Source organism: Streptomyces sp. NBC_00448, assembly GCF_036014115.1.
Taxonomy (GTDB): domain Bacteria; phylum Actinomycetota; class Actinomycetes; order Streptomycetales; family Streptomycetaceae; genus Actinacidiphila.
Genome location: NZ_CP107913.1, coordinates 7,036,999 through 7,054,941, shown reverse-complemented (window position 1 = coordinate 7,054,941; position 17,943 = coordinate 7,036,999). Strand labels below are relative to the sequence as shown.

General features: G+C 73.1%; 10 protein-coding genes. 2 read left to right on the top strand and 8 right to left on the bottom strand.

Features of this window, described 5'->3' with window-relative positions:
* Positions 1-35: 35 nt before the first annotated feature.
* The 4 genes from ilvN to OG370_RS30450 form a co-directional block, all read right to left on the bottom strand.
* On the bottom strand, positions 36-563 hold the full coding sequence (ilvN, locus tag OG370_RS30465; RefSeq protein ID WP_328469867.1) for an acetolactate synthase small subunit: 528 nt from the start codon (positions 561-563) through the stop codon (positions 36-38).
* A gap of 113 nt (positions 564-676) precedes the next feature.
* Positions 677-2,545, bottom strand: coding sequence for an acetolactate synthase large subunit (locus OG370_RS30460; RefSeq protein ID WP_328469865.1), 1,869 nt, complete (start codon positions 2,543-2,545; stop codon positions 677-679).
* Positions 2,546-2,784: 239 nt separating this feature from the next.
* Complete coding sequence (locus OG370_RS30455; protein WP_328469863.1) at positions 2,785-5,895, bottom strand: putative bifunctional diguanylate cyclase/phosphodiesterase; 3,111 nt, start codon at positions 5,893-5,895, stop codon at positions 2,785-2,787.
* A 266-nt stretch (positions 5,896-6,161) separates the two neighbouring features.
* On the bottom strand, positions 6,162-7,082 hold the full coding sequence (locus OG370_RS30450; RefSeq protein ID WP_328474560.1) for a 2-hydroxyacid dehydrogenase: 921 nt from the start codon (positions 7,080-7,082) through the stop codon (positions 6,162-6,164).
* A 111-nt stretch (positions 7,083-7,193) separates the two neighbouring features.
* Here OG370_RS30450 and OG370_RS30445 point away from each other — a divergent pair, with 111 nt between their 5' ends.
* Complete coding sequence (locus OG370_RS30445) at positions 7,194-8,231, top strand: aldo/keto reductase (protein WP_328469861.1); 1,038 nt, start codon at positions 7,194-7,196, stop codon at positions 8,229-8,231.
* A gap of 633 nt (positions 8,232-8,864) precedes the next feature.
* Positions 8,865-10,082, top strand: a complete 1,218-nt coding sequence (locus OG370_RS30440; protein WP_443060772.1) for a PQQ-dependent sugar dehydrogenase — start codon at positions 8,865-8,867, stop codon at positions 10,080-10,082.
* A gap of 125 nt (positions 10,083-10,207) precedes the next feature.
* Here the strand turns inward: OG370_RS30440 and OG370_RS30435 are convergent, their stop codons facing one another.
* The 4 genes from OG370_RS30435 to gatB all read right to left on the bottom strand — a co-directional run bounded on the left by OG370_RS30435 (position 10,208) and on the right by gatB (position 17,919).
* Positions 10,208-13,186, bottom strand: a complete 2,979-nt coding sequence (locus OG370_RS30435) for a helix-turn-helix transcriptional regulator (RefSeq protein WP_443060771.1) — start codon at positions 13,184-13,186, stop codon at positions 10,208-10,210.
* Positions 13,187-13,278: 92 nt separating this feature from the next.
* Positions 13,279-13,557: a hypothetical protein gene (locus OG370_RS30430; protein WP_328469857.1), complete on the bottom strand. Its 279-nt coding sequence runs from the start codon at positions 13,555-13,557 to the stop codon at positions 13,279-13,281.
* A gap of 306 nt (positions 13,558-13,863) precedes the next feature.
* Positions 13,864-16,200 (bottom strand): MMPL family transporter, encoded by a 2,337-nt coding sequence (locus OG370_RS30425; RefSeq protein ID WP_328469854.1) that lies wholly within the window; start codon positions 16,198-16,200, stop codon positions 13,864-13,866.
* A gap of 216 nt (positions 16,201-16,416) precedes the next feature.
* A complete protein-coding gene (gene gatB / locus OG370_RS30420; protein WP_328469852.1) occupies positions 16,417-17,919 on the bottom strand; it encodes an Asp-tRNA(Asn)/Glu-tRNA(Gln) amidotransferase subunit GatB in 1,503 nt (500 codons plus the stop codon).
* Positions 17,920-17,943: the final 24 nt, after the last annotated feature.

Sequence of the window (17,943 nt, the reverse complement as noted above, 5' to 3'; positions counted from 1 at the left end):
GCGCGCGGATCACCCGCGCCGGCCGATCCGCTGCTTCACGCGGAACGGTCGAGCGCGCGCAGGCTCCGGTCGGTGATGGAGCGGGCGCCGCGGCCGATGGCGATGGTGCCGGACTGGACCAGCTCCTTGATGCCGAACGGTTCCAGCATCTTGAGCATGGCCTCCAACTTGTCGGCGCCGCCGGTGGCTTCGATGGTGACGGCCTCCGGGGAGACGTCGACGGTCTTGGCGCGGAAGAGCTGCACGATCTCCACGATCTGCGACCGGGTCTCGTTGTCGGCCCGCACCTTCACCAGCACGAGTTCACGGGCGACCGCCGCCGACGGGTCGAGCTCGACGATCTTCAGCACGTTGACCAGCTTGTTGAGCTGCTTGGTGACCTGTTCGAGCGGCAGTTGGTCCACCACGTTGACGACGATGGTGATCCGCGAGATCTCGGGGTGCTCGGTGGTGCCGACCGCGAGGGAGTCGATGTTGAAGCCGCGGCGCGAGAACAGCGCGGTGATCCGCGCGAGGACGCCGGGCTTGTTCTCCACCAGGACGGAGAGGGTGTGCTTGGACATGTCTGTGATTTCCTTCGTCGGACGTCAGTCGGCCGCTCTTCTGGTCGGACTTCCTGCTCTCTCCCTCCGCGGACGGCCTCGTTCCTCGGCCGCCCACTGCGGGAGCTCGGGCGTCAGTCCTCCGCGCCGTCACCGAAGTCAGGCCGGACATCTCGGGCCGCCATGATCTCGTCGTTGGAGGTGCCGGCCGCGACCATCGGCCAGACCATGGCGTCCTCGTGCACGATGAAGTCGACGACCACCGGGCGGTCGTTGATCTCGTTCGCCTTGGCGATGACCGCGTCCAGTTCCTCGGGGGACTCGCAGCGCAGACCGACGCAGCCCATCGCCTCGGAGAGCTTGACGAAGTCCGGCACCCGGGTGCCGCGGTTCTTGATGGAGCCGACGCCCTGGGTGGAGCCGGGCACGCTCTCGGCGCCGGAGTGCAGCACCGTGTTGGAGAACCGCTCGCCGTAGAAGAGGTTCTGCCACTGGCGGACCATGCCCAGGGCGCCGTTGTTGATGATGGCGACCTTGATCGGGATGTTGTTCAGGGCGCAGGTGGTCAGTTCCTGGTTGGTCATCTGGAAGCAGCCGTCGCCGTCGATCGCCCACACGGTGGCGTCCGGCCGGCCCGCCTTGGCGCCCATCGCGGCGGGCACCGCGTAGCCCATGGTGCCGGCGCCGCCGGAGTTGAACCAGGTGCCGGGCTGCTCGTACTTGATGAACTGGGCGGCCCACATCTGGTGCTGGCCGACTCCGGCCGCGAACAGCGTTCCCTCGGGGGCGAGTTGACCGATCCGCTCGATGACCTGCTGCGGGGAGAGGCTGCCGTCCTCGGGCACCTCGTAGCCGAGCGGGTAGGTGTTGCGCCAGAAGGACAGCTGCCGCCACCAGTCGGTGTAGTCGCCGCGGTGGCCGGCCTCGTGGTCGGCCTGGACGGCGACGATCAGGTCGGCGAGCACTTCGCGGGCGTCGCCGACGATCGGCACGTCGGCGACCCGGTTCTTGGAGATCTCGGCCGGGTCGATGTCGGCGTGCACGACCTTCGCGAACGGCGCGAAGGTGTCCAGCCGGCCGGTGACGCGGTCGTCGAAGCGGGCGCCGAGCGCGATGATCAGGTCGGACTTCTGCAGCGCGGTGACCGCGGAGACGTCGCCGTGCATGCCCGGCATGCCGACGTGCTGTGGGTGGCTGTCGGGAAACGCGCCGAGCCCCATCAGGGTGGTGGTGACGGGCGCGCCGGTCAGCTCGGCGAGGATGCGCAGCTCCGCGGTGGCGCGGGCCTTGAGCACGCCGCCGCCGACGTACAGCACCGGGCGGCGGGCCTCGTTGATCAGCCGGGCGGCCTCGCGGATCTGCTTGGCGTGCGGCTTGGTCACCGGGCGGTAGCCGGGCAGGTCCTGCTGCGGCGGCCAGCTGAAGGTGGTCTGGTTCTGCAGCGCGTCCTTGGCGATGTCGACCAGCACCGGGCCGGGGCGGCCGGTGCCGGCGATGTGGAACGCCTCGGCGATGGTGCGCGGGATCTCCGCCGGGTCGGTGACCAGGAAGTTGTGCTTGGTGATCGGCAGGGTGATGCCGCAGATGTCCGCTTCCTGGAAGGCGTCGGTGCCGATGGACTTCGAGGCGACCTGGCCGGTGATGGCCACGATCGGCACCGAGTCCATGTGCGCGTCGGCGATCGGGGTGACCAGGTTGGTCGCGCCCGGGCCTGAGGTGGCCATGCACACGCCGACCTTGCCGGTGGCCTGCGCGTAGCCGGTGGCGGCGTGGCCGGCCCCCTGCTCGTGCCGGACCAGCACGTGGCGGACCTTGGAGGAGTCCATCAGCGGGTCGTACGCCGGCAGGATCGCGCCGCCCGGGATACCGAATACGGTGTCGGCGCCGACGGCCTCGAGGGAGCGGATGAGGGCCTGTGCACCAGTCATGCGCTCCGCGGGGGCGGCGGGCGCCGCGCTGCGGCTCCGCTGCGGGTGGTGGGACCCGGTGGCCTGCTCGGTCATCTGCGTTCTCTTCTCTCGAAGATGAGGGTTTGCGGTGGTGCGTCGGTGCTCTGGTACTGCGGTGGCTGCGCCGGCGTTCTGGTGCCGGACAACAAAAAACCCCTCGTGCCGTGAGGCAAGCGAGGGGAGCGCGCCGGTGCGGTGCGAGGCGGGTGATGCCTCGGTCAGCCGACGCGCTTTCCAAGTACGAGAATTCGGGTGCGCATGGCACAGACCCTCCTCCCGCCCCCGCTCGGGTGTCAAGCCGGTGGGACGGGCGTCTCAGCATTCGAGCACACCGGGTAGCCACCGCGGGCCAGCGAACCGCGCAGGTGGTGCTCGTCGAGCGGGCCGGAGAAGGCCATCCCCAGGCCCTGCGCGCAGCCCATCTCGCGCATCGCCTGGACCTGCTCGGGCCGGTCGATGCCGTCGGCGACGGCGCGGATGCCGAGGTCGGCGGCGATGCCCAGCAGGCCGCGGGTGATCTTGTGCAGCCGGCTGGATTCGACCACGCCCTCCGTGAAGGCGCGGTCGAGTTTGATCACGTCGACCGGCAGGGTGCGCAGGGCGCCCAGCGAACCGTATCCGGCGGCGAAGCCGCCGAGCGCGATCCGCACCCCGAGCCGCCGCAGGCCGGCCAGCCGGCGCTCCAGCTCCTCCGGCGCGATCCGCGGGTCGCCGCCGGACAGTTCGACCATCAGGCCGCCGGGCGGCAGCTCGTGGCGGGCCAGAAGCCTCTCGATGCCGGTGACCGGTGGGTCGCGGTGCAGCAGGCGGCGCGCGGACAGCCGTACGGTGACCGGGACGCGGTGGCCGGCGCCGTAGCGGAGCGCGGCCTGCTCGACGGCCTGGTCCAGCAGGCGGTCGAGCAGCCGCGCGGTCTCTAACCCGCGCTCGCCGTCCTCACCGGCGGCGTGCAGGAACTCGGCGGGGGTGGAGAGCAGGCCCTGCGGGGTGCGCCAGCGGGGGCGGGCCTCCACGCCGGTGATCCGGCCGCCGACCAGTTCCACGACGGGCTGGTGCAGCAGGGTGAACTCGCCGTCGTCGAGCGCCTTCCTGACCCGGCCGGCGAGTTCGGTGCGGCGCACGGCATCGGCCTGGAGCCGGGGGGCGTACAGCTCGACGCGGCCCTTGCCGGACTGCTTGGCCCGGTACATCGCCAGGTCGGCGTGGCGCATCACGTCGCCGGGGGCGGCGCCGGGCTCGGCGAAGGCGATGCCGACGCTCGCGCCGACCCGGACCTCGACGCCGTCCACCCGGTAGGGCTCGGAGAGCACGGTGCGCAGCCGGTCGGCGATGTCGCGGACGCGGTCCTCGACGGCGCGGGCCGCCGGGCCGGAGCCGGAACCCAGGCCCGAGCCGGACGGCGGCTCGGTGGGGGCCGCCCGGGGACCGGGGATCGGGCCGTGTCCCAGGTACGCGGAGTGGCCGGAATGGCCGCCGGGGTGCGCCGGACACGTCGGGTGGCCCAGCGGGTACCCGGGGTGGTCGGCGGTGTGCCCGGAGTACGCGGCGTGCGCCGGATACGGGGCCGGGTGCGCGGCCTGGCCGGTGTCCGGGCCCGAGATGAGCGCGGCGAACTCGTCGCCGCCGAGCCGGGCGGCGATGTCGCCGGAGCGGAGGGTGTCCCGCAGCCGGCGGGCGGCCTGGATGAGCAGGTCGTCGCCCGCCTGGTGGCCGACGGTGTCGTTGACCGCCTTGAACCCGTCGAGGTCGACGTAGAGCACGGCGGCCCTGGCGTCACCGGACCGGCGGCCGCCGACCGCCCGGCCGAGCCGTTCGAGGAACAGGGCGCGGTTGGGCAGGTCGGTGAGCGGGTCGTGCGAGGCGTTGTGCTGCAACTGGGCCTGCAGCCTGACGCGTTCGGTGATGTCGCGGCTGTTGAAGATGAGGCCGCCTTGGTAGCGGGTGACGCTGGACTCGATGTCCAGCCAGCCGTGCCGGCCGCCGCGGGAGCGTTCGCCGGGGCCGCCGCGGGACCGCTCGGAACGGTCCGGCCGGTCCGCCCGCTCGGATCGGTCCGCCCGCTCGGATCGGTCGGCGCGGTCGGGTCGGTCGGCGCGGATACGGCACTCGATGCGCGTCGACGGTTCCTCGCCGGGCGGGGCGGCCAGGAAGCGGCGCACCTCGTGCAGGACCCGGCCCAGGTCGTCGGGGTGGATGTGCGCGGCCAGTTCGGTGCCGACCATCTCCTCCGGGTCCCGGCCGTACACCCCCTGGGCGGCGGGGCTGACGTACCGCAGCACGCCGGTGGGCGCGGCGATCATGATGACGTCGCTGGAGCCCTGCACCAGGGAGCGGAAGTGGTTCTCCTTGTGGGCCAGTTCCTGGGTGAGCGCGATGTTGTCGAGCAGCATGATGCCCTGCCGGACCACCAGGGCCATGACCACGGTGCAGCCGGTGAGCAGCACGACGCGGTCGCACTTCTGGCCGGTGATCACGTTGTAGAGGATGCCGAGGGTGCAGACCGCGGCGGCCAGGTACGGGGTCAGGGCGGTCAGCGAGGTGGCGACCCGGCGGGTGGTGGCGCCGGTCCTGCGGGAGGAGTGCGCGTGTGCGTACAGCCGGGCGCCGACCCAGGGGGCGTACGCCAGCAGCAGGCTGCCGGCGAACCAGCCCGCGTCGAGCACCTGCCCGGAGCGGTAGTGCGCCCGCAGCAGCGGGGAGGTGAACAGCGCGTCGCACAGCACGGTGAGCGCGAGGGCGGCGATCGCGGTGTTGACCGCGGCGCGGTTGACCCCGGCACGCCGGAAGTGCAGCGCGAGCACCATGCTCACCAGCACGATGTCCAGCAGCGGGTACGCCAGAGAAAGGGCCATTCGGGCGGTACTGGGCCCGTCGATCGCGGCGGTGCGGGCCAGCGCCAGGCTCCATGACAGGGTGAGCAGCGAGCCGCCGATCAGCCAGGTGTCCAGTGCGAGACACACCCAACCGGCTCTGGTCACGGGGCGTTTGGCGAGCACCAGCAGCCCGATGATCGCGGGCGGGGCGAACATCAGGAAGCAGAAGTCGGCGGCGGAGGTCTGCGGCACGGGGCGGCGCAGTACCACTTCGTACCAGCCCCAGATGCCGTTGCCGAAGGCGGTCATCGCCGAGGAGCAGGAGAACAGCAGCCAGGCCAGGCGGTGCGGGCCGGCGGCGCGGCGCGCGTACAGCAGCGCGGAGACGGCCGCGGCGGCCGCGGCGGCGGCAAGCCCGAAGTCGCCCATGATCAGGGCGGCTTCGTGGCTCCCCCAGCCGAGCGAGGCGCCGGTGGTGTAGCCGCCGCAGACCAGGGCCAGCAGGAGCTGGGGCAGCAGGCCGACGGTGGCGTGCCCCTGGTCCTCTGCGGTGGTCTGCGGTGCCGCGAGCACGGCTCCTCCGGTGCTCATGGTGCGGTCCGGTGTGCCGCGGTACGCCGGCGCCGCGTGATCGGTTCTCGCTGTCGGTCCTGCATCGCCCGCCCCCCTCACTCTGTCGTCGTTCACAGCGCCGCGCCCGTGGTCGTTCGGTCACGACGTGCCCCCGAATGCCGACGATACACCAGATTGGTCACTCTGGGATAGGTACTTCCTACTGTGTGTAACCGTCAGGGGGTTGCCGGTCGTACCAGGCCATGTCCCGCCGCCTCGCGGCGCGTTCGGCCGCCGGCGGGCGATCAGCTCTCGGCGACCACGTTCTCCAGCGGCAGGCCCGCGGCGAACCGCTCCAACTGCGCGCGCACCAGCCGCTGGGCGCGCGGCAGGAACGCGGAGGTGCTGCCGCCGACGTGCGGGCTGATCAGCACGCCCGGCGCGTGCCACAGCGGGTGGCCGGCCGGCAGCGGCTCGGGGTCGGTGACGTCGAGCGCCGCGATCAGGCGCCCCGACTCCGTCTCGGCGAGCAGCGCCTTGGTGTCCACCACCGGCCCGCGCGCGACGTTCACCAGCAGTGCGCCGTCCTTCATCGCGGCCAGGAACGGGGCGTCGACCAGACCGCGGGTCTGCTCGGTGAGCGGGGTGGTGAGCACCACGACGTCCGCGCCCGGCAGCAGCCCGGTCAGCTCGTCCATGGCGCGCACCGGGCCGCGCGGCGAGGAGCGCGCGGTGCGGGCGACCCGCTCCACCGTGCACTCGAAGGGGGCCAGCCGGTCCTCGACGGCGGCGCCGATCGAGCCGTATCCGACGATCACCACGCGGCGGTCGGCGAGCGCCGGGTAGAAGCCGGAGTACCACTTCTCGTTGTCCTGCCCGCGCACGAAGCGGGGGATGCCGCGCAGCGAGGCGAGGATGAGGGCGACGGTGAGTTCGGCGGTGCTGGCCTCGTGCACACCGCGGGCATTGCAGAGCTGGACGCCGGGCGGCAACTGCCCGAGGTGGGGCGCGATGTGGTCGACGCCGGCGCTGAGCGTCTGCACCACGCGGACGTTGCGCATCCGCGCGAGCGGGCGCCCGCCGGCGACCGGGCCCTTCATGTACGGGACGACGTAGAAGGCGGCGTCGGCCGGATCGGCCGGGAACTCCTCGGCGCCGTCCCAGAAGACGTAGTCGAAGGCGTCCGGAAGTCCGTCGATCTCGGCCGGCGGCAGGGACAGCCACACCGTGGGGCGGTCGGTGGACGCGCTCTGGCCTGGGGTGGGGTCGGTTCGGGTGGTGTCGTTCATGGTCAGGAGGCTATGGCACAGTGGGGCGGCGCAAGGAGGTTGTGACGGGTGGAGCGCAGAAGGGTCGGGGCCACGGCGCTCGACGTGGGCGCGGTCGGCCTCGGCTGCATGCCGATGAGTTGGGGTTACAGCGCCTCGCGGCAGGACGGCGCGCAGGCGCCCGGCGGGCGCCGGTCCGGCGGGCACTCGCTGCGGGTGGTGCACGCCGCGCTCGACGCGGGGGTCACCCTGCTGGACACCGCCGACATGTACGGCCCGTTCACCAACGAGCTGCTGCTCGGACGGGTGCTCAAGGAGCGGCGGGCGGACGTGTTCGTCTCCACCAAGTGCGGGCTGCTCGTCGGCGAGCAGCACATCGTGGCCAACGGCCGCCCGTCGTACGTCCGCAGGGCCTGCGACGCGTCGCTGCGCCGGCTGCAGACCGACACGATCGACCTCTACCAGCTGCACCGGATCGATCCCGAGGTGCCGGTCGAGGAGACGTGGGGGGCGATGGCCGAGCTGGTCGCGGCGGGCAAGGTGCGCACGCTGGGCCTGTGCGCGGTGGGCGCGCGCGGCGGGCGGAGCAGGGGCGGCCGGGCGGGCCGCGGCCGGCTGCACGACGAGACGATCCGCCAGCTGGGCCGGGCCCAGCAGGTCTTCCCGGTCGGCTGCGTGCAGGCGGAGTTGTCGGTGTGGGCGCCCGAGGCGCTGGCGGAGCTGCTGCCGTGGTGCGTGGCGCGCGGGATCGGCTTCCTCGCCGCGATGCCGCTGGGCAACGGCTTCCTGACCGGCACGCTCACCCCCGGTGAGGGCTTCGAGCGGGACGACATGCGGGCCCGGCACCCGCGCTTCACCGCGGAGATGATGGCCGCGAACCAGCCGATCGTGGCCGGGCTGCGCCGGGTGGCCGCCCGGCACGACGCGACGGCCGCGCAGGTCGCGCTCGCCTGGGTGCTCGCGCAGAGCCCCTCGGTGGTGCCGGTGCCCGGCACCAGGTCGGCCGACCGGGCGGCGGAGAACGCGGCGGCCGCGGACCTCGTCCTGACCGCGGCCGACCTCGCCGAGATCGCCGCGCTGCCGGCGGCCCAGGGGTCGTGGGACTGACCCCGCGGGTCCATACGGCTGGGCCGTGTGAGGAAGGCGGCACCGTCCGCACGGTAGGCGGAGCCCGCGGTGCCCGACCCTCCCCCACGACCCAGGGCTCGTGGAACTGACCCCACGACTCCCTACGGCTCGGCCGTGTGAGGAAGGCGGCACCGTCCGCACGGTAGGCGGAGCCCGCGGTGCCCGACCCTCCCCCACGACCCAGGGCTCGTGGAACTGACCCCACGACTCCCTACGGCTCGGCCGTGTGAGGAAGGCGGCACCGTCCGCCCGGTGGACGGAGCCCGCGGTGCCCGACCCTCCCCCACGACCCAGGGCTCATGGGCCCCCAGATCGCAAGGCGATACGGGCGCCCCCAGCCGTCAGGCGAGGGGAGACTCCCCCACACGGCCAGGGCCCACCGGAATCCGCGGCGAAGCGGCCCCGGCGGGTCCGGGGGCCCCGGCGAACCCGGGTCCCCGGCACCGGACGCCGGTTCACCGATGCCCCCGCTGCCCGTCCGGCCGCGTGCCGCTGTCCCGCTGATCGTGAACGGGCCCTTCACCAGGGCGAGATGTGGTGTGCTTGGCTGGTGGGGGCCCGGCGGAACCGGGTCCGGCAGAACTGGTGGATCGACGGTTGCGGGAGCTGACGGTGAAGGCTAGCGGCAGGTCCGTACGGGCGTCGGCGCGCGGTGGGGCGTGGGTCGCGGGGGTGCTGGCGGCGGTACTGGTCGGCGGGTGCTCCTCGTCGGCCTCGCCCAACCTGGCGCATCCGACGGGGCGCAGCGCACCCGCCTTGCCGCCCGCGGGCGGCAGTGCCGCGCCCTCCGGGGGCGCGACCCCGTCCGCCCCGGCGTCCACGCCGCCCGCGAAGGGCACCGTGAAGGTCACCGCCACCGTCGCGACCGGGCTGAGCGCCCCCTGGGGCCTGGTCCAACTCCCCGACGACAGCCTGCTGGTGGCCGCCCGCGACACCGGCCGGATCTCACGGATCGACCCCAAGACGCACTCCGTCACCCAGATCGGCCTGGTGCCCGGCGTCACCCACACCAAGGGCGGCGAGAACGGCCTGCTGGGGCTGGCGGTCTCACCGGACTACGGCTCCGACCACCTCGTCTACGCCTACTTCTCGACCGAGTCCGACAACCGCATCGCCAGCTTCCTGTACGACCCGTCGCGGCCCAAGGGTGAGCAACTGGGCGCGCCCGACACGATCCTGCGCGGCATCCCCACCGGTTCCCTGCACAACGGCGGCCGGATCGCCTTCGGGCCCGACGGCGACCTCTACGCGGGCACCGGCGAGACCGGGCAGCGGTCGCTCGCGCAGAACATGTCCTCGCTCGGCGGCAAGATCCTGCGGATGACGCCGGACGGCGAGGTGCCCACCGACAACCCGACGCCCGGCTCGCTCGTCTACTCCCCCGGCCACCGCAACGTCCAGGGCCTGGCCTGGGACGACCAAGGGCGGCTGTGGGCCTCGGAGTTCGGGCAGGACACCTGGGACGAGCTGAACCGGATCGAGCCGGGCAAGAACTACGGCTGGCCCACCGTCGAGGGCATCGCCCACCACCCGGGCTTCGTCGACCCGGTCGAGCAGTGGCACCCCGCCGACGCCTCGCCCAGCGGCATCGCCTACGCGGCGGGCTGCATCTGGATGGCCTCCCTCAAGGGCGGCCGGCTGTGGCGTGTCCCGCTGGCCGGGGCCAAGGCGTCCGCCGCACCCCAGGCGTTCCTCGACGGCAAGTACGGTCGGCTGCGTACCGTCGTCGCGCTCGACGACCACACGCTGCTGCTCACCACGAGCAACACCGACGACCGCGGCACCGCGCACTCCGGCGACGACCGCGTCCTCCGACTCACCGTCTCCTGAACCGTCTCCTGACCCCGCCGACGGCCAACCAGGCGGCGCGCGACCGGGCCGCAGGCAAGCAGCGGCCGGGCGGCCGCCGCAAGGGGCCGCTGCTCCCGGCGGCGCTCGGCCCTCGCGCTATCGCGCTATCGCGCCTTCGGGAAGAGCTGGAGGCGATGGGTGAGCGCCGCGGCCTCCGTGCGGGTGGACACGGACATCTTGGCGAGGATGTTGGAGACGTGGACGCTCGCCGTCTTCGGGGAGATGAACAGTTCCTCGGCGATCTGCCGGTTGGTACGGCCGTCGGCCACCAGGCGCAGCACATCGCGCTCGCGGGCGGTGAGCCCGAGGGTGCGGACCGGGTCCTCGGGGGCGGTGCGCAGCCGCGCGCGCTGGGCGAGCTCGGCGACCCGCCCGGCCAGCGGCACCGCACCGATCCCGGTGGCGGTGGCGGTGGCGAGGCCGAGCAGGCGGCCGGCCTCGTCGCGCGCGCCGGCTCCGCCCTCGGCGAGCAGGGCCTCGGCGCGGCACAGCCGGACCCGGGCCAGTTCGAGCGGCCGCTCCTCGGCGGCGAAGGCATCCTCGGCCGCGGCCCACAACGCGGTGTCGTCGCCCACGAGTTCGGCGTCGAGCAGTGCCGCGTAGGCCCGGCTCAGCGAGGTGGGCCGGGCCAGCTGCGCCGCGGCGGAGCGTACGGCCTCGGGGTCGATGCGCGCGCCGGTGACCATGATCGGCCAGGCGAACCGGGACGAGCCGAGCGGGAAGCCGTGCGTGATCGCGCGTGCCAGTTCCGCGCCGGCGTCGGCGGTCCGGCCCTGGGCGAGCGCGACTCGCATGCCGAGCAGCATCAGCGGCAGTTGGTGCTGCGGCTGGCTGTCACTGCGCAGCCCGTCCGCGGCGGCGGCAAGGTGCCCGGCGGCGGCGTCGATGTCGCCGGTGATGAGGGCGAGGAAGCCGAACAGCAGCTCGCCGCCCGCCTTCAGATAGGCGCTGGGGACCAGCCGGTTGGCCTCGGTGAGGCAGGCCGCCGCCTCGTCCAGGCGGCCGAGCGAGAGCAGCGACTCGCCCTCGTCGAGGAGCATCCAGGATCGGGTCAGCCCGGAGATCTGGGAGTCCGCGAGGGTCTGCCCGGCGCGGGCCACCCGCAGCGCGTCCACGGATCGGCCGGCGCCTTCGAGCACGGAGGCGAGGTTGCCGTGCGCGCGGGCGATGAGGCTCGGCAGCGACAACTTGACGACCTGTGCCAGCACGTCCTCCATCTCGGCGATGCCGCCTTCGACGTCGCCGCAGTCGGCCTGGAGGACGCCGAGGGTGATCCGTGCCTGGAACTCGGTGTCGCGGGTCCCGGCCCGCCGGGCGAACTCGACGGCCTGCTCGGCGGCGGTGATGCCCGCGGCACTGGGGTTGTGGATCATGATCCAGCCGGCGGTCTGCGCCAGCACCTCGGCGTGCGCGGCCGACGACGGCAACCCGCGGACCAGCTCCTGTGCCCTGCCCAGCTCCTCCCAGCCGTCGCCGCGGCCCAGGTCCTCGATCAGCCGGGAGCGCTGGGACCAGAACCAGGCGGCCCGCAGCGGGTCCTGCGCACCGTCCAGCTCGATCAGCCGCAGCGCCCGCTTGGCCATCGTGTAGGCGCGTTCGCGCTCGCCGCCGAGCCGGGCGGCGACGGTGATCTCGGCGAGCAGGTCCAGGAAGTGGATCGGCCGTTCCGGGTCGCCGGTACGGGCCGCCGAGGTGTACTCGGCGCGGACCAGTGGGGCGTACGCCTCGACGAAGTCGGCCAGCCGCAGCGCTTCTCGGACCTCGGCGGGCGCGGTGTCCCACAGTTCGAGGGCGCGTTCCAGCAGGCGGTACTGCTCGGCGTAGGCGCGCCGGTCGCGGGCCTCGACGGCGGCGCGCAGCACGGCGGGCAGCGCCTTGGCCGGGTCGTGTGCGGCGTACCAGAAGCTGGCCAGCCGGGCGGCGCGCTCGCCGGCCCGGACCAGGGACGGGTCGGCTTCGATCGCCTCCGCGTAGCGGCGGTTGATCCGGCTGCGCTCGCCGGGCAGCAGGTCGTCGCCGACCGCCTCGCGGACCAGGGAGTGGCGGAAGCGGTAGCCGTCGCCGTCGTCGGAGGGCAGCAGGATGTTGGCGCCGACGGCGGTGCGCAGCGCGTCGAGCAGGTCGTCCTCGCTCAGGCCGGTGATGGCGTCCAGCAGGCGGTACTCGACGGCGTTGCCGCCTTCGGCGACGAACTTCGCGACCCGCTGGGCCGATTCGGTCAGCTGCTCGACGCGGACCAGCAGCAGGTCGCGCAGGGAGTCGCTGATGCCGCTGAGGCAGTCGCCGCGGATGCTGCAGGCCAGTTCCTCGACGAAGAAGGGGTTGCCGTCGGAGCGGGCGAACACGTCGTCGACCACCGCCTCGCCCGGGGTCTCGGCGAGGATCGCGGTGAGCTGGCGCCCCACCTCGTCGCGGCTGAAGCGGCTCAGCTCGATGCGCTCGACGGTACGCAGCCGGTCGGTCTCGGCGAGGAACGGCCGCAGCGGGTGCCGGCGGTGGATGTCGTCGCTGCGGTAGGTGGCGGCGATCAGCAACCGGGCGCGCTGCACCGAGCGGAACAGGTAGGAGAGCAGTTCGCGGGTGGAGCGGTCGGCCCAGTGCAGGTCCTCGACGACCACGACGAGGGTGCGGTCGGCGCCCAGCCGCTCCAGCAGGCGGGCGGTGAGTTCGAAGAGCCGGACCCGGCCCTCCTCGTCGTGCTGGTCGCGGCGGCCGGCGCCGCTGTCCCCCAGTTCGGGCAGCAGCCGGGCGAGTTCGGCCTCCTGGCCGGCCACGGCGCTGGTCAGCTCGGTGCCGAGGGTGCGGTAGAGGTGGCGCAGCGCGGTCGAGACCGGCGCGAAGGGCAGGCCCTCCGCGCCGATCTCCACACAGCCACCGATGGCGGTGACGGCCCCCGCTGCACGCGCCGCCGCCATGAACTCCTCGGTGAGCCGGGTCTTGCCGACGCCCGCCTCGCCGCCGATGAGCACCGCCTGCGGCTCGCAGCCGTCGGCGGCGGACAGCGCGGCGACAAGCCGGGCCAGTTCGGTGTCGCGGCCGATGAACTCGGGGCTGAGGGACTGCGTCTGCACGTTTCCGAGCATCGCACGCCCGGCGCCTGTAGCGACACCGATTACGGCCCGGGGTGCGGTGGCGGGCCCGTTCCTCGCCGCACCCCGGGTCGCCGGCTGGGTGGTCATGCCGCGCCACGCGGGCTCGGGGCCCGGTGGACGCGGCCGAGGGAGCCCGCGCCGGAGCGATCGGTGGAACCGACCCGGGAGGTGCCGGCGCGATCGGAGGGAGACGCCCCCTCGGCGTCCGTGCGCGCCGCGGTGTGCGGCTGGGCGCGGCGCGCCTGGGCGCGGGCCCGGCGCTGCGCGGCGCGACCGGCCTTCGCCTCCTCGACGAGGCGACGCTCATCGGCGCGACGGCGGAGTTCGGCGCTACGGGCCTGGTGGAGTTCGTAAGCAAACATCTGGCTGCTCCTTGGAAGTGCTGCTCTCTTTGTGCCTCCTAGCTTCGTCTCCAAGGGGGGTCGGCCACATCGGGCAGCTTCCCGAAGTTCCGCTGCCTGCCGGGGCCTTCATGTGCCTAGGCGGCCGCACGATCTGCCTAGGCAGTACTCAGATGCGCCTTAGCCGGTGCCTTATCCGAACGCGCGGGGCCTTAGACGCCTTATAGGACACCTGAGGGCGCCTTAGTCGGCGTCGAACGGACTGAGCCGGACCGCGCCCGGGTACGGGCACGCGCCGGGGTCACGCGCCCCGGTGATCCGCCGCGGTCATACGGTGACGCGCCCCGCGGGTGGCTCGACCGCGGTCAGGGCGCCTGCGGGTACCGTGCCCGGCGGCACGGCGCCCGGTGGCACGGCGCCGGCCGGTGACGGGACGGGTGCGGCGGCGGGCGGCCGCGCGGTCGGCACCGTCTCGATGTTGAGCTGCGGCAGCCGTCGGTCCAGCCAGCCCGGCAGCCACCAGTTGGCCGGGCCGAGCAGGTGCATCAGCGCCGGGACCAGCAGGGTGCGCAGCACGAAGGCGTCGAGGGCGACCGCCGCGGCCAGGCCGATGCCGAACATCGCGATCACCCGGTCCCCGCTGAGCACGAACGCCAGGAAGACCGCGACCATGATGACCGCCGCGGAGTTGATCACGCGGCTGGTCTCGGCGAGCCCCACGCGTACCGCCCGGCGGTTGTCCCGGGTCTCCCGCCACTCCTCGTACATCCGGCTGACCAGGAAGACCTGGTAGTCCATGGAGAGCCCGAACAGCACCGGGACGAGGATCACCGGCAGGAACGGTTCGATCGGCCCGGCCCGGCCCAGGCCCAGCCATTCGCTGCCCCAGCCCCACTGGAAGATCGCGGTGACCACGCCGAAGGAGGAGGCGACGGCGGCGACGTTCATCACCGCGGCCTTGACCGGGACGCCGATCGAGCGGAACGCGAGCAGCAGGAGCAGGCAGCCCAGCCCCACCACGCAGCCGACGAAGAGCGGGAGCTTCCCGATCACCACCGCGGCGAAGTCGTCGTAGCTGGCCGTGGAACCACCGACGTAGACCTGGAGGTCGGTGCCCTTCTCCGCGGTCGGCAGCACGTCGTGGCGCAGTTCGTCGACCAGGTGGGAGGTGGCGGTGGACTGCGGGGAGCTGTCGGGCACCACCGTGATGACGCCGGTGCTGCCGGAGGCGTCGATGTCGGGGCCGCTGACGGAGGCGACGCCTGGGGTGTCCCGGAGGGTCTGCGGCAGGTGTTCGAGGGCGACCAGCGCGCCCGCGCTGTCGGTGGTGGCCACCAGGGTGAGCGGGCCGTTGGTGCCGGGCCCGAAGCCGTCGGCGAGCAGGTCGTACGCCTTGCGGGTGGTCGCGGTGGAGGGGTCGTTGCCCTGGTCGGAGGTGCCCATGTGCAGCGAGAAGGTGGGCAGCGCGAGCACCACCATGACGACGGCGGCGAGCGCGCCGAGCAGCCGTGGGTGCCGGGAGACGAACCCGGACCAGCGCGCGGCGACGCCGGTGGCCGGCTGCGCGGGGGTGTCGGCGCCGCGGCAACCGGCGTGCTCCTCGGATCGGCGGTGCTGCGCGGCCTGGCAGCCGCCGCCGTGTGCCAGCGCCCGCCGCTCCCTGCTGCTGAGCGCCCGTTGGCCTATGAAGCCGAGCAGCGCGGGCAGCAGCGTCACCGACGCGGCCACCGTGAGCAGGACCGTCAGCGAGGCGGCGACCGCGACGCCGTTGAGGAAGCTGAGCCGGAGCAGCAGCATGCCGAGCACCGCCACGCACACCGTGCCGCCGGCGAAGACCACGGCCTTGCCGGTGGTGGCCACCGCCTCCTCGGCGGCCCGGGCGACGGACAGCCCGCGTTTGAGGCCCTTGCGGTGCCGGGTGACGATGAACAGCGCGTAGTCGATGCCGACGCCCAGCCCGATGAGCATGCCGAGCATGGGGGCGAAGTCGGCGACGGTCATCGCGTGGCCGAGCAGCACGGTGCCCATGTAGGCGGTGCCGCAGCCGATCAGCGCGGTGGCGATCGGCAGCAGCATCGCCGCGAACGACCCGAAGGCGACCAGCAGCACCACCGCGGCCACCGCGACCCCCACCACCTCGCTCAGGTGGGCGCTGGCCGCCTCGGTGTTGCCGACCGCCTCACCGCCGAGTTCGACCTCCAGGCCGGGTCCCTGGCCCGCCTTGGCGGTGTCCACCAGCGCCTGGGCCTGGCCGCGGCTGACGCCGTCGGCGTCCTTGCCGTAGCCGACGGTGGCGTAGGCGGTGTGGCCGTCGGAGCTGATCTGGGCGGCGCCCGAGGAGCCGTAGGGGCTGATCACGGAGGTGACGCCGGGCAGGGCGCGGGCCTGGTCGAGCACCTTCGTCATGGTCTGCTCGACGGCGCCGGCGCGTACCGTGCCGTGCTCGGTGTGCCACACGATCGAGTCGGAGTCGCCGGCCTGTCCGGGGAACGCGGTTCGCAGCAGGTCCGCGGCGTGGCTGGACTCGGTGTTCGGCGCTTCGTACTTCTGGGAGTACGCGGAGCCGGCGACCGTGGCAGCGGCGGTGAGTCCCACGAGTGCGGTGAGCCACAGCAGGACGACGGTGAGTCGGCGGCTGAGGCACCACCGGGCGAGTACGGCCATGGGCTGCTGTCCCCTTGCGGGTGCGGTTGCGTGGTCGGTACGCCCCGCGTGTCCCGTGGCGATACGTGCCGCCTACTGTGCCAGGAGAAAGAGATCCTTTGCGGCTTTCGTGCTGCTCCTCACAACTGTCCGAAAAGGATAAAGGCGGCACCCCCGGATCGGGGGTGCCGCCTCCTCGGGCGTGTCGTCCAGGTCGCCCTGGAGACGTCCTCCGGGTCAGCCCTGGAGCTTCTCCAGCACCAGTTCGCGCACCCGCTTGGCGTCCGCCTGGCCGCGGGTCAGCTTCATGACCGCGCCGATCAGCGCGCCGGCCGCCGCGAGGTTGCCGCCGCGGATCTTCTCGGCGACCGCCGCGTTGTCCGCGATGGCCTGGTCGACGGCCGCACCGAGCGCGCCGTCGTCGGAGACGACCTTCAGCCCGCGCTTGTCGACCACCTGGTCCGGGTCGCCCTCGCCGGCCAGCACGCCCTCGATGACCTGCCGGGCCAGCTTGTCGTTGAGATCGCCGGCCGCCACCAGCGCGGCGACCCTGGCCACCTGCGCCGGGGTGATCGCCAGCGCGGACAGCTCCGCACCGGTCTCGTTGGCGTGCCGGGCCAGTTCGCCCATCCACCACTTGCGGGCCGAGGCCGCGTCCGCGCCCTCGTCGATGGTGGCCGTGATCAGGTCGATCGCACCGGCGTTGAGCGCGGACTGCATCTCGAAGTCGGAGATGCCCCACTCCTGCTTGAGCCGCCCTCGGCGGGCCAGCGGCAGTTCGGGCAGCCCGGCCCGCAGTTCCTCGACCCACTCGCGAGCCGGGGCGACCGGCACCAGGTCCGGCTCGGGGAAGTAGCGGTAGTCCTCCGCCTCCTCCTTGATCCGGCCGGAGGCGGTGGAGCCGTCCTCCTCGTGGAAGTGCCGGGTCTCCTGCACGATGGTGCCGCCCGAGGAGAGCACCGCGGCGTGCCGCTGGATCTCGAAGCGGGCCGCCCGCTCCACGCTGCGCAGCGAGTTGACGTTCTTCGTCTCGCTGCGGGTGCCGAACTTCTCCCGGCCGTGCGGGCGCAGGCTCAGGTTGACGTCGCAGCGCATCTGGCCCATTTCCATCCGGGCCTCGGACACCCCCAACGCCTTGATCAGCTCGCGCAGTTCGGCGACGTAGGCGCGGGCCACCTCCGGTGCGCGGGCGCCGGCGCCCTCGATCGGCTTGGTGACGATCTCGATCAGCGGGATGCCGGCCCGGTTGTAGTCCAGCAGGGAGTGCGAGGCACCGTGGATACGGCCGGTCGCGCCGCCGATGTGGGTGGACTTGCCGGTGTCCTCCTCCATGTGGGCGCGCTCGATGAGCACCCGGAAGATCTCGCCGTCCTCCAGCTGGACGTCCAGGTAGCCGTTGAAGGCGATCGGCTCGTCGTACTGCGAGGTCTGGAAGTTCTTCGGCATGTCCGGGTAGAAGTAGTTCTTCCGGGCGAACCGGCACCATTCGGCGATCTCGCAGTTGAGCGCCAGGCCGATCTTGATGGCGGACTCGATGCCGATCTCGTTGACCACCGGCAGCGCGCCCGGCAGGCCCAGGCAGGTCGGGCAGACCTGCGAGTTGGGCTCGGCGCCGAGCTCGGTGGAGCAGCCGCAGAACATCTTCGTCCGCGTGCCGAGCTCCACGTGGACTTCCAGGCCCATCACCGGGTCGTACGACGCGAGCGCGTCCTCGTAGGACAGCAGGTCCGTGACGGTCACTGTTCCCTGTACCTCTTCTCCGTC